Source organism: Collinsella sp. CLA-ER-H5, assembly GCF_040092375.1.
Lineage (GTDB): Bacteria > Actinomycetota > Coriobacteriia > Coriobacteriales > Coriobacteriaceae > Collinsella.
Genome location: NZ_JBBNLR010000016.1, coordinates 1 through 13434 on the forward strand (window position 1 = coordinate 1; position 13434 = coordinate 13434).

Annotated in this window: 9 protein-coding genes; 2 read left to right on the forward strand and 7 right to left on the reverse strand. The window is 62.8% G+C overall.

Annotated features, from left to right (window positions below; translation table 11 throughout):
- Positions 1-199: 199 nt before the first annotated feature.
- The 6 genes from nifJ to AAAX31_RS06885 form a co-directional block, all read right to left on the reverse strand.
- A complete protein-coding gene (gene nifJ / locus AAAX31_RS06860) occupies positions 200-3739 on the reverse strand; it encodes a pyruvate:ferredoxin (flavodoxin) oxidoreductase (RefSeq protein ID WP_117776362.1) in 3540 nt (1179 codons plus the stop codon).
- 451 nt (positions 3740-4190) lie between these two features.
- Entirely contained in the window at positions 4191-5129 is a 939-nt protein-coding gene (locus AAAX31_RS06865; RefSeq protein ID WP_117770642.1) for an FHA domain-containing protein, read from the reverse strand.
- Between the two features lie 3 nt (positions 5130-5132).
- Entirely contained in the window at positions 5133-6977 is a 1845-nt protein-coding gene (locus tag AAAX31_RS06870; protein ID WP_117770641.1) for a hypothetical protein, read from the reverse strand.
- A complete protein-coding gene (locus AAAX31_RS06875) occupies positions 6974-7879 on the reverse strand; it encodes a hypothetical protein (protein WP_349076640.1) in 906 nt (301 codons plus the stop codon). Before AAAX31_RS06875 ends, AAAX31_RS06870 begins: the two co-directional genes overlap by 4 nt.
- A 245-nt stretch (positions 7880-8124) precedes the next feature.
- Positions 8125-8721: a recombination mediator RecR gene (gene recR / locus AAAX31_RS06880; RefSeq protein ID WP_089573257.1), complete on the reverse strand. Its 597-nt coding sequence runs from the start codon at positions 8719-8721 to the stop codon at positions 8125-8127.
- Between the two features lie 13 nt (positions 8722-8734).
- Entirely contained in the window at positions 8735-9055 is a 321-nt protein-coding gene (locus tag AAAX31_RS06885) for a YbaB/EbfC family nucleoid-associated protein (protein ID WP_006235174.1), read from the reverse strand.
- Positions 9056-9394: 339 nt separating this feature from the next.
- Between AAAX31_RS06885 and AAAX31_RS06890 the strand changes: the two genes are divergently transcribed.
- Entirely contained in the window at positions 9395-9868 is a 474-nt protein-coding gene (locus tag AAAX31_RS06890; protein ID WP_349076641.1) for a hypothetical protein, read from the forward strand.
- 21 nt (positions 9869-9889) lie between these two features.
- Here the strand turns inward: AAAX31_RS06890 and dnaX are convergent, their stop codons facing one another.
- Complete coding sequence (dnaX, locus tag AAAX31_RS06895) at positions 9890-12370, reverse strand: DNA polymerase III subunit gamma/tau (RefSeq protein WP_158551940.1); 2481 nt, start codon at positions 12368-12370, stop codon at positions 9890-9892.
- A 116-nt stretch (positions 12371-12486) separates the two neighbouring features.
- Here dnaX and AAAX31_RS06900 point away from each other — a divergent pair, with 116 nt between their 5' ends.
- The gene (locus AAAX31_RS06900) at positions 12487-13203 is read left to right on the forward strand and encodes a hypothetical protein (RefSeq protein WP_118934731.1); all 717 of its coding nucleotides are present in this window, start codon (positions 12487-12489) and stop codon (positions 13201-13203) included.
- Positions 13204-13434 lie beyond the last annotated feature (231 nt).

Consider the following 13434-nt stretch of genomic DNA (forward strand, 5'->3'; position numbering starts at 1 on the left):
CGCCGCGCGGCCGTGCCCCTCGTCGTGCAGCTCTGCCGCTCGCAGTCTCATTCCGACGTCGTACAAAGCGTTTCCAGCCATAAAAAGGCCTCCCATTTCTTGTGTCCAAGAAATGGGAGGCAGTTCAGTGCGCAGCGGGGGTTCTTTCATGTCCGAGGGCGTCCGCGAAGGTCAGCCCTCAGATCCTGCGGTGGGAGACCTAGGCCTCGTTGTACACCGTCTTGAGCTTCAGCAGGTGAGCGTAGCGGTCCATAGCGGCCTGCTCGTTCTCCTTGAAGAGCTCCTCGGCGCGCTCGGGGAAGGAACGCGTCAGCGAAGCGTAACGGGCCTCGTTCATCAGGAACTCCTGATAGCCGCCCGCGGGCTCCTTGGAATCGAGCGAGAACTTCTTACCGGCAGCAGCCTCGGGGTTGAAGCGGAAGAGGTTCCAGTAACCGCACTCGACAGCCTTCTTCATCTCGGCCTGGCAGTTCTGCATGCCGCCCTTCTTGATGGAGTGCATCTCGCAGGGGCTGTAGCCGATGATGAGGGACGGGCCGTCGTAGGCCTCGGCCTCATGGATGGCCTTGAGGGTCTGAGCCGGGTTGGCGCCCATGGCGACCTGCGCCACGTAGACGTAGCCATAGCTCATAGCGATCTCGGCCAGGGACTTCTTCTTGGTCACCTTACCGGCAGCGGCGAACTGAGCGACCTGGCCCAGGTTCGAGGCCTTGGAGGCCTGACCGCCGGTGTTGGAGTAGACCTCAGTGTCGAAGACGAAGACGTTGACGTTGTGGCCGGAAGCCAGGACGTGGTCCAGGCCACCGAAGCCGATGTCGTAGGCCCAACCGTCGCCGCCGAAGATCCAGAAGGACTTCTTGGTGAGGTAAGCCTTGTCGGCGAGGATCGCCTTGGAGGCGTCGCAGCCGCACTTCTCGAGCTCGGCAACGTAGGCGGCGGCAGCGGTCTTAGAGGCCTCGGCGTCGTTGACGGAGTCGATCCAAGCCTGACCGGCGGCCTTGAGCTCGTCGGACGGACCGTCAGCGGCGATGATCTCCTGCGTAGCAGCGATCAGCTTCTTCTGAACGGCCTCGTAGCCAACGGCCATGCCCAGACCGTGCTCGGCATTGTCCTCGAACAGGGAGTTGTTCCACGCCGGGCCGTGACCGTCCTTGTCCTTGCAGTAAGGAGCGGTGGCAGCGGGGTTGCCCCAAATGGAGGAGCAGCCGGTGGCGTTGGAAATGAACATGCGGTCGCCGGCGACCTGGGTCACCAGACGTGCATAGGCGGTCTCGGCGCAGCCGGCGCAGGAGCCGGAGAACTCCAGGTAGGGCTGCTTAAACTGGCTGCCCTTGACGTTGGCCGCGATGAGCTCCTTCTTCTCGGAGACGTTCTCGACCATGTAGTCCCAAACGGGCTGCTGGTCCATCTCCTGCTCGGTGGGAACCATCTCGAGGGCGCCCTTGGGGCAAACCTTGACGCAGTTGGTGCAGCCCATGCAGTCGAGCGGGGACACGGCCATGGTGAACTTCATGCCCTTGGCCTTGGGGCCCATGGCGTCAAGCGTGCGGGTAGCCTCGGGCGCGGCGGCAGCCTCGTCCTCGGTCATCGCGAACGGACGGATGGTGGCATGCGGACACACATAGGCGCACTGGTTGCACTGGATGCACTTGGTCTCGTCCCAGTGGGGAACGACCACGGCGACGCCGCGCTTCTCGTATGCGGAGGCGCCCAGCTCAAACTGGCCGTCGGCGCAATCGACGAAGGCGGAAACAGGCAGGCTGTCGCCGTCCATGCGATCGATGGGCTCGAGCAGGTTCTTGACCTGCTGGGCGATAGCGGACTTGGTCTCCTCGGAGAGCTCGACGGGAGCGGCATCCTCGGCAGTTGCCCAGTCGGCCGGAACCTCGAACTTACGGAAGGCGGTAGCGCCGGCATCGATGGCCTTGTGGTTGGCGTCGACGATAGCCTGGCCCTTCTTCATGTAGGACTTGGTAGCCGCGTCCTTCATGTACTGCAGGGCGTCCTCGGCGGGCAGGACCTTGGCCAGCGCGAAGAAGGCGGACTGGAGCACCGTGTTGGTGCGCTTGCCCATGCCGACCTTAGCGGCCAGGTCGATAGCGTCGATCAGGTAGACGTTGACGTTGTTGTTCGCGATGTAGCGCTTGGCCACGGCGGGCATGTGCTCGGCGAACTCCTCGTCGCTCCACTGGCAGTTGACCAGGAAGGTGCCGCCCGGCTTGACGTCGCGGACCATCTTGAAGCCCTTAACGATGTAGCTGGGGTTATGGCAGGCGACAAAGTCGGCCTTGGTCACGTAGTACGGCGAACGGATCGGGGAATCACCAAAGCGCAGGTGCGAGACGGTGACGCCGCCGGTCTTCTTGGAGTCGTACTGGAAGTAGGCCTGGACGTACTTGTCGGTGTGGTCGCCGATGATCTTGATCGAGTTCTTGTTGGCGCCGACGGTACCGTCGCCACCCAGACCCCAGAACTTGCACTCGATGGTGCCGGGGGCTGCGGTGTTGGGCGCATCCTCGGCCTCGGGCAGGCTCAGGTTGGTCACGTCATCGACAATGCCGATGGTGAACTCGCGCTTGGGCTCGTCCTTCTTGAGCTCCTCGAAGACAGCGAACGCGGACGCGGGAGGCGTGTCCTTGCTGCCCAGGCCATAACGGCCGCCGACGACCTTGATGCCCGTCTTGCCGGCCTCGTAGAGAGCGGAGACGACGTCCTGGTAGAGCGGCTCGCCGATGGAACCCGGCTCCTTGGTACGGTCCATAACGGCGATCTTCTGGACGGTCTCGGGGAGAACGTCGACGAAGTGCTTGATGGAGAACGGACGGAACAGACGGACCTTGACCAGGCCGACCTTCTCGCCGTGGGCGTTGAGGTAGTCGATGACTTCCTCGAGCACGTCGCAGAAGGAGCCCATGCACACGACGACGCGGTCGGCATCGGGAGCGCCGTAGTAGTTGAACAGGCCGTAATCGGTGCCGAGCTTCTCGTTGATCTTCTTCATGTAGCCCTCGACGACGGCGGGAAGCTCGTCGTAGACCTTGTTGCAGGCCTCACGGTTCTGGAAGAAGATATCGCCGTTCTCGTGGCTGCCGCGGGTGTGCGGGTGCTCAGGGTTGAGCGCGTGGTCGCGGAAAGCCTGGACGGCGTCCATGTCGCACATCTCGGCCAGATCCTTGTAGTCCCACATGGCGACCTTCTGGATCTCGTGGCTGGTGCGGAAGCCGTCGAAGAAGTTAAGGAACGGGGTCTTACCCTCGATGGCGGCAAGGTGAGCCACCGGCGAGAGGTCCATGACCTCCTGGACGTTGCCCTCGGCGAGCATGGCGAAACCGGTCTGGCGGCAGGCCATGACGTCGGAGTGATCGCCAAAGATGTTCAGGGCGTGGGAAGCGACGCAACGCGCGGAGACGTGGAAGACGCCCGGGAGCTGCTCGCCCGCGATCTTGTACATGTTCGGGATCATCAGGAGCAGACCCTGAGAAGCCGTGTAGGTGGTGGTCAGAGCACCGGCGCCCAGCGAACCGTGAACGGTACCGGCTGCACCTGCCTCGGACTCCATCTCGACGACCTTGACCGGGGTGCCGAAGATATTCTTGCGACCCTGGGCCGCCCACTGGTCGACATGGTCGGCCATCGGGCTGGACGGCGTAATGGGATAGATTCCCGCTACCTCGGTGTACGCATACGAAACATATGCGGCCGCCTCGTTGCCGTCCATAGACTTAAACTTACGCGCCATATACCCCTCTCCTCTCATATAGGTATACAGGCCCCGGCGATCGCCGGGATGTTGGCGTGATGGGATTTTCGCTGTTGCTTCCAATCATCTGGCAGGCAGGCTCAGCAGCAGGTACATGGCGTGGAGAGAAGGCATGCCGAGGCGAGGAGGGCTGCACGCGCTCCACAAGCCCAGCTACCCGTCTTGCACATGACCGAGCGCCGCAAAGGCCGCATGCCGGATGCTCCCGGGCACGCCCCGGCGATGGGAAGCGCCCGCAACGGAAATCCGCATGCGGGTTTATTGTACCCCGCCGTCAAGTGTAATTTCGGCAAATATAGGCGGGCGGTAAAGGTTTACCTTGGGTGACTGCCAAGGGCCAAAATGGCCCCTCCATCCCTGGGCGACCGGCTCTGGTGCGCCAAGGAGTGTCCCCAAGTGCCGGCAGAAAAGGAACGTCCCTATCTGCCGGCTAGAGGGCACCGAAGAGAATGGCGTAGGTAGTGGATTCGCCGAGCTTGAGCTCGTCGCCGGGATTGAGTTGGGCGGAACGGCCGGGTTCGACCTGAATGCAGACGCGCGTGGCCCCGTTTACCACCACGGTTCCGTTGGTGGACGACAAGTCCTCGACGTGCCAGATATTTTGAGCATCGCACCAGATATGGGCATGGCGGGCCGAGACATCGTCGCCGACGTCGGTAATATCGCCCTCGCCAGTGGCCAGCGCGCCAATCTCAACACCCTGCTCACTCGGCTGAATCCAGCGCGGGGCGCTCACGACAAAACTGTTTTGTACGCGCAGCAAGCCCAAGGGGTGCGCCGGGGCGGGTTCGCGTTCGCCCGCGGTCATCGACATGCCAAGCGAACGCGGCGTGGATGTGCCTCCGCCACAGGTCGCGTGCGCGTAGTCGATGGCATAGTTCACCGAGGACCGCACATCCGCCGAACAGCCGACGGCGACAAACAGCACCAGCACGGCCTCGGCGCGCTCGGCGGGCATGAGTTCCGCCGCCTGGGACAGGCGATCGAGCGCGTTGCGATAGAGATTCGTGTCCTGGTGGCACTCTTCGAGCGCGCGTACCATCGGTTCACCTGCAGGACCGCACACCATATTGATCACAGCCGTGGAGTCCATGGGATTGCGCTGGCGCAGGGCCAGTTGCGACATAATACGCGCAGCCGAGGTACCGTATTCGGCAAAGTAGCGATGCTGAAGCGTGCCGACCGGCGCGCGAACGATAAAGCGGGAAACCCAAGAGCGATCGGCGGCTCGGCTCTGTGGGCTGCGGCCGTCGGCGAGCGGACGGGACGAAAGCACCAAGCCGCACAGCTCGATATGGCTCAGATGCGCCGCGCGCTTAAAGATGTCAAACATGGCCCCGCATGGGGTGAGCTCAACTTGAGATGTCATGACCTAGGCCTCCTTAGTCGTAGAAATAGAATCGGACGATACTTCGACAGGTCCGCCAAAAGTACGGGCAGCTGCGGCTCCACCGGCAAGCGGAGTCGCCATCTGGGCTTTTGTGCGTCGTGGTGCCGAAACGGGAAGTTCAAAGGCAAAGCCCATCGCAAGCAAAAACCACGTAAGCGTATAGGTTGCAACCAGAGCGGCAACAAGGCCGCCCATCACGGCGCGTTGGGAAAATACGCTACATGCAGCCACAACCAGCACCGGAACCTCGCAGGCAGAAAGCGCAAGCACACCCTGCAGGAAGCCCGAGCGCCGATCGCGCGCAAGCGCCCCCGCGGCAACGCCGGCTATGCCTGGCAGCGCCAACGCCAGTGCGGCAATAATACCCGGTAGCGACCCAGACCACACGAGCGATCCCAAAGTCGCCGTCACGCGAGCGCCCGACGCCAGCAGCGCGGCCGAAACCACGATCACAGCCCAAACCACGCCACAGACGACCGTCGCGCCGACCATCAGCGCGCGACGAACCGCGCGGCCAGACGCATCCATGGGGCACGGCGTGAGCGGCTCGCCGCGGAGCGAACGGCCGACATTTTGCGCATAGTGGTCACAAAACGCTGAGAGCGCCGCCTCGACCGCCGCCGGCTCGGGACGATCTTTTTGATGGCTGGACAGACAGGCCATCACCACGTCGAACAGCTGGGCATCGACAAACGCCAGCGCATCGCGTAGCTCTTCGGAATCCGGCTCAAGCCCTAGCTGCTGGGCCTGCTCGGCCGCGGCGAGCGCCACATCGGGCTCACGACGAAGCAGCTGAGTCAAATCACAACCGGGCGCATGGGCACCAATGGGATAGTCGGGCCGCGTGTCCATCTTGAGACGGTAGGGGCTCGCGATGTCGCGCGTCTTTTTGCGCGAACCCGAGGTGCCCGAAGTGCTCGGCGCGGCTTCGTATGGCGCGACGCCGGCAATGAGCTCGTAAACCGTGCTTGCCGCGGCATAGACGTCGATCGCCGGCGACATACGCAAAGCGCGCAGATCGGGAATATCGTCGGTGAGCATCTCGGGCGGGGCATAGGCAACCGTCGCGCGACGCAGCGTGGCATAGCGCTCGGTAAAGGATGCCTTGCCGCCGGTACCGGCCACGGCCGACGCAGGCTCAAGCGCCAGCGACGAGCCAAAGTCGATCAGGCACAGGTCAAAGGTGCCCTCGGCAAGCTGCCGGTCAAGCGGTAGACGCGCCGTGCGCACCATAATATTAGCGGGCGAGATATCGCGATGGACAAAGCCCTCACCCACCAGGCTCATACGGCAGAGCAGATCGAACAGGTCGCGACCCAGACGCGCCGCCACAAGCGGCGACAGGCGTCCGGCATCGTCCACGGCGAGTCGCGAACGCAAGCGGGCGAGCGTCTCGCCCTCGACCCATTCCATGACAATTGCAGGCACACCATCAACCTCGCCCCAGCCATAGAGGCGGGGAAAGCCCTTAAGGCCCGAAAGGGCGCGATGGCATTCATATTCCTCGCGAAATGCCGCTTTGAACTTGGCGACCAGCGACTCATGGGCGGCATCGTCGTCAAACTCATCGCGCGTCGGCAAGATGAGCTGTTTGAGTGCTACGTCCTCGCCTTGGGCGTTGACAGCACGCGTCACGCGGCCGATACCGCCACGGCGCATGGTGGCATCGTCGGCAAACAGTATCGTAAAACGACGCAGATAGGCAGGCAGTTCGTCCTGACCGAGCGCAATGGCCGGCTCAAACCCGTCGACACGCGCCAGGCGCAGGCCGACCATGGGATCGCGACCGAGCGATTGTGGTGTGGTGGATGCAAGATCGGTCATCATAGGGCAAGCGCCGCCACGTTATTGTTGAAGTTACCGAGCGCGACGTCATCATCGCCGTAATGGCCGACCCATTGACATAGGTTGGTGTAACAGCCCCACAGATTGGCATACTGCTGATACCACCTTGACCGGGGCGAGAATGTCTGACGACCGAACTCGGCTCGAATGACAAACATCTCCCCGACCAGGCTGTCGCACGGCCTGGGATCTCCCGTAGAGTTATAGGTCGAGACCACGTCATTGGCACGAGAAACATAGCCGTCGAGCATGTTGTACTTGGCCACAAGCCAACTGTGAATGCTCTCTTCCTCAGCAGCGGAAAGGCCGCCGGAGTTTGCATCGTTGTCAGTGTTGCCGCCCGTCGAGCCGCCGTTTCCAGGCCCTCCGGTAGAGGAACCCGACCCAGAGCCGCCGCCCGAACTCGATGAATCCGAGCCGGAGCCAGAAGTATCCGAGCTACCGGGCTTTCCGGACTGCTGGGCGTCCTGCTCCTTTTGCTGCTCGACCTTATTCACCGTTGCCGCCACGCTATTGTTGGACAATCGATCGATGATCTTGGTGTTGGTGAGCACGATGGTTTTGCCATTGGCAAGCGTGACTTCGTTGTCCGGGGCCTCGGCGCCGTCCGCGTCGTCAGTGCCAAACACAATATGCGCGACCACACTTGCCCAAGCATATCCAGTCGTGGTGCCCAGATCACTTTTGACTTCATGCCCCACGCGCGGTTCGCGTGCGGCATGCGCCTGCATCATGGACGGCACGGTCATGCCATAGACAGAAACGCCAGCTATGACCAGTACCAGCGAGCAAGACAGCAGTGCGTACGCCCGCGGCGCCAAGCCCAGTCGGCGTCGCATGCGCATCGCGGCGCCGCGCTTTGTCTGAGTGCCACCGGGCCGCATGCGTTCTCCTCCAACAAAAACACGCCGCTCGGGAGCGGCGCATTCATTCGAATCTATATTTGAGTGTATCAGCGAACCCAAAAGGTTGCGCAACGAATGGGCAAATTAAGGATGCGAGTGGAAGCATCCATGCGATAAGCGGATACAAAGCATCTTTGTTGTACAACAAACTTACAGTCGCACGGGGAAATTATGACCACCCCGTGCGTCGCGAGGAAAACATACGGCAGGAGCAGGCTCGCCACCTAAATCGTGCGACGGGCCTCGATGGCGCGCCCGAGCGTAAGCTCGTCGGCATACTCCAGGTCGCCGCCCACGGGCAGACCGCTCGCCAGACGCGACACCTCGACGCCCAGCGGCTTGATAGTGCGGGCCAGGTAGCTCGCCGTGGTCTCGCCCTCAATATTGGGGTTGGTGGCGATGATGACCTCGTGGATGTCCTCGTGACCCAAGCGTGCCAGCAGCTCGCGAATGTGCAGCTGCTCGGGGCCAATCTTGTCCATGGGGCTGATCACGCCGCCCAATACGTGGTAGAGACCGTGGTAGCTGCCCGTGCGCTCGATCGCCTGGACGTCGCGCGGCTCGCCCACCACGCAAATGCGAGTGGTGTCGCGCATCGAATCCTGGCAGATGGAGCACTCGTCGGCCGTGGCGTAGTTAAAGCAGCGGCTGCAAAAGTGAACCTCCTGCTTAACCTCCAGGATGGCCTCGGCCAGGCGGCGGGCCTCCTCGGCATCGGCCTCGAGCAGGTAATAGGCGATGCGCTGGGCCGACTTGGGGCCAATGCCCGGCAGACGGCCCAGCTCATCGAGCAGTTTTTGCAGACTGTGATTCGCACTCATATATATGCGTGTCTTAGAACGGCATGCCCGGGATGTTGAGGCCGCCGGTGATGGCGCCCATCTGCTTGTTGGCGAGCTCGTTGACGCCGCGGACGGCCTCGTTGACGGCAGCCATGATCATGTCCTGCAGCATATCGACGTCCTCGGGATCGAGGGCATCGGGATCGATGGTGAGGTTGACGAGCTCCATCTCGCCGTTAACGGTCACCTTGACCATACCGCCGCCGGCAGAGGCGTCGACGGTCTGGGACTTGAGGTTCTCCTGCGCGGCGGCAAGCTGCTCCTGCATCTTGCGAGCCTGCTTCATCATCTGCTGCATGTTCATACCGGCCATGATGGCTCCTTTACGTGCGGCCGCACGCCGAGCTGCAAGGGCAGCCGGAGCACGGCGGGACTTTCAAACTCAAAAATCGTACCACGGCGCGAGGCCAGCGAGCGGGGCGGACACGCTACCTCAGTCGATATACATGTCCTCCAATACAAACCACGCGCAAAGATTATGCAAGGTCGAATTATGCAAGGTTGCATAATATCGCATACTCAATCTAGTAGAGCCGAATCCGGCATTTCATGTGTGCCACTAAATAGCTAAATGCCGAACCGCTGCTCGAGGCGGAGCACATGGCGGCAGGGTATAATTTGATTGTCATAGATAGCAATTTGGAGGTGCCCCATGAATGCCCCCGACGCGCTCCAAAACATCCGCTCAAAACACCCCGTTGCATATGTGGTTCTCTATCTCTTTGTCGGCTGGGCATTGCTGGTTGTCATCACCCATGCTATAGCCTTTGGAGCAGAACTGCTGATAACCAGCTCGGACCAGCCCACCGTCAAATGGGAAGCGACCGATGAGTGCACCGATGGAACCCGAACCATTTACTACAATAGCCCGTCCCTCTACCAAGAGTTCAAGGTCAAGATAAAGGACTCCAAGATTGTCGGTGCCGAACCAGGCGCTTTCTTGACAATCGGAGCAACCCTCGACGCCGAGCAAGTCGAGTACACGGACAGCCGCGCGACGTATCGTGTCGACCTCAGCACCCTAGGCCGACCGTCACGCATCTGCCTGTTCGAATGCGAGACACGCGGCACCACGCTACACATGTCCGAAATTCAAATGCGCCCGGACATTGAGCCCTCTTCTTGAGCAGTATACCCGCCTGCGCAGCTACTCCACCGGCTTGAAGATGGTGGACTGGCCGAAGACGCTGCGGATGAGGGCTTTGGCCTCGTCCTCGGTCTGCGGGATGCTCGGGGCTGCACCCTGATGGCCGAAGGGGCCGCCCGCACCGGAGTTGGACTCCCAGGGAGCTGCAGGAGCGTCCTCCTCTTTGGGGGCAGTTGCAGCGGACTTGGGCGCGGACGCCGCACCCGGCACGTCGAACGGAGGCAGATCGTCCCCACCAGCATCGGCAACAAAACCGCCAACCATGGCATCGTCGTAGGGAACCTGCTCGGATTCCCATGGCGCAGACGGCGCGGCGGGCTGAGCCTTGGGAGCGGACGCGCGCTCGGGCGCTCGGGGCGCGGGCTCGGTCGGGAGCTTGCCCGTGGCAGGAGCGCCGGCGGGGTTGTCGGAGCGCAGCCAGGGGGCTTTGCCCAGGTCAGACGACTTGGGCGCGGGCGAGGCAGGCTTGGGCGCGGGTGTCGGAGCAGCCGGTTTGGCCATGACGGGCTTAGGCGCCGACGGGGTCGGCGCCGCTATCGGTGCTGCTTTTGGCTGCGTCGCGCTGGCGCTCGAGGATGCAGGGGCCGCCGAGGACACGGGTTGCGGGTCCGCAGATACCGCAGCCCGTGCAGATGGAGAATGCTCCTCATGTTGAGGAGCCGGCGTGCCACCCCCATCCAGGACATAGTCGACGGTACGACGACCGAAGACCGCACTGACTGTCGGCAGGACCACCGACTGCGTGTCGGCGCGTCCAAGCATCTTGATGGCAAAGGTCGAGCCCGCGGGGAACGAGACCGTGAGCCTGGAGCCGTCGTCAGCCGTGGCGCGGGCATTGAGCAAAAGCCCCGCGTAGGAAGCCTGACGCGCCTTGACACGCTCGACAACCTCGGCCCATTTGCGCTGCAGCTCTCCGGCATCCTCGACCGCGGGCGTCTCGGCAGTACCGGCGGCGGCAACCTGGGCGGCATTGTTGGACTGGGGCTTAGGTGCCGGAGCGGTGGCAGGCGCGGGAGCCGCAACGGGCTGAGGCGTCGGAGTCGGCGCAGGCTGAGGTGCAGGCGCTGCAGGCTTGGAAGCTGACACGGACGCAGAACGGGACGCAGGCTGGGCAGCCGGAACAGCAGCACCACGGTCCCAAGGCATACCGCCCTGGCGCGCGGACGTAGCAGCGGGGGCAGCGGATGCCGCCGGAGCGGCAGCACGAGCGCCCGAAATTAGCGTCGGCTGTTGGGCAGCAGCGGGTACGGATGCTGCAGGCGCGGCGGCCTGAGCAGCAGCCACGCTCGCCGGCACGGCGCCGTTGGCAACCATGGCCTCCAAGCGGGCCACGCGCTCGGCCAATGCCTCAATCGTTAAATCGGCCTCGGGACGTGCCAGGCGCGTGCAGGCGATCTCGAGCACCAGGCGCACGTCGCTCGCGCCCCTCATCTCCAGTGCGGCATCGTCGAGCACCGTCAGCACACGGGCCAGGCGGTCGGCAGGATGCTCGCCAAAGGCAGCGGCCTCGGCAGCAAGCGCCTCGGCCTGCTCGGAGCCGCCCTCAAACAGCTCGGCACGGGCACCGGCAACGCAGGCAACGTACACGTCACGCACATGCGCCACCAGGTCGCGCGTCAGCTCCAGCAGGTCGTTTCCTTCCTCGACCTGCGCACGGATCAGTCCATAGAGCTCGGCAACATCGCGATCGGCAATGGCGCGGGAAAACTCGCCCAGAATCTGGTCCGAAACCTCGCCTAAAAGCGAGCGGGCGTCGTCCGCATGCACAGAACCGTTGCCAAAGACGCTCAGCTGCTCCAGCGTGGACAACGCGTCGCGCATACCGCCCTTGGCATGGCGCGCCACGATAGCCAGCGCCTCATCGTCGTAATCGAAGCCCTCCTGCTCGCACACGTATGCCAGGCGACGCTCGATATCCTCGTTGCCGATGCGATGGAAATCGAAACGCTGGCAGCGCGAGAGGATGGTCTCCAGAATCTTTTGCGGGTCGGTGGTGCACAGCACAAAGATCACGTGTGCCGGCGGCTCCTCGAGCGTCTTGAGCAGCGCGTTGAACGCCGCCGTCGTGAGCATGTGGACCTCGTCGATGATATAGATCTTGTACTTGCCGCGCACCGGGGCAAAGTTGACGGAGTTGATGATTTCCTCGCGCACATTGTCCACGCCCGTGCGGGAGGCGGCATCGAGCTCGTAGACATCGGGGTGGTTACCCTCGGCAATGAGCTCGCACTCCTCGCAAGTACCGTCGGGCATGCAGCCGCTTGCACCCTCGGCGCGCGCCGCCTCGGCATTGCGGCACAGCAGCGCCTTGGCCAGAATGCGCGCCATGGTGGTCTTGCCCGTGCCGCGCGGTCCGCAGAACAGGTAGGCGTGGGACAGGCGCCCCTCGGTGATGGCGTGCTCGAGCGTCGAGACGATATGCTGCTGGCCCACCACGGAGTCAAAGGTGAGCGGGCGATACTTTCGGTACAACGATTCCATGGGTGCTCCCCCGGGTATACTGAGTCTTGTTGCCGCGGCGGCCATGCGGTCGCACGGCATACTGCATTCCATAATAACCCGTACGGCGAGCCCGCCGCGATAGGAGTCCAAAGAGCATGGCAGACGCAGAGAGCAACCTCGTTCCCTCCGAAGCAGCCGACCAGGTCGAGGTCGCGCTCGAGGAGCAGGCCGCAGCCGACGACGGCATCCTGTACCTCAACGAGTACCAATACGAAAACGACCTCGTCACCGACTTCGCCCGCCTGGTCGCCTCGCCCAGGCGTCGCGGCTCGCTGTATGTCGCCGCGGCAATTGCCGCGCTCATCGGCATCGGCATGCTGGTGGCCGGCGGCAACTGGATCAAGTTTGGCGTCGTCTTGATCGTATTCGGCGCCTTTTTGGCCTGGTGGAGCAAAAACCTGCACCACACCCTCGCCCGCGACTTTATCGACGCCGTTGAGGCCGACGAGTCCATGGGTGGCCGCTATCGCCGCGTCGCCGCCAACGAGGACGGCCTGATGGTTTGGGGCACGAGCGGCAAGTCGCAGTTCTTCCCGTTTGAAAAGCTCGACCACGTGCTCGACGGCGAGCGCATCTTTGTGGCCATGTTCGCCGACCAGGGCGTGACGATCCCTAAGGACACCTTTGTCCGCGGCGATGCCGAGCAGTTCGGTCCCTTCCTTAAGGCGCGCATCAACAAAAAACTCCGCATCGAGACCAAACGCAAGAAGATGAAGGCAGAAAAGGCCGCTGCCGAAGCAAAACAGGGCGACAAGCCCCAGGAGACCAAGGGCAAGCAGCGCAAGCAGAAGAAGAACAAGAAGAAGCGCTAACCCGAGCCGGGGTCCAAACTCCGGCCGCCTGCTTAGGCGTAACTTAGATTGACAGCGGAAACCGCATCCCGTTTTGGCGCTCCAAAGTGGGATGCGGTTTCCTTTTGAGCGCCCATCCGGAAAGCGCATCCCGCTCTACGCCAATATTCTGGGACGCAGTTTCCGCAGACCACCCCATTCGGAAAGTGCATCCCTTAATTTGGTCGCAAAGTGGGGTGCGCTTTCCGAGCG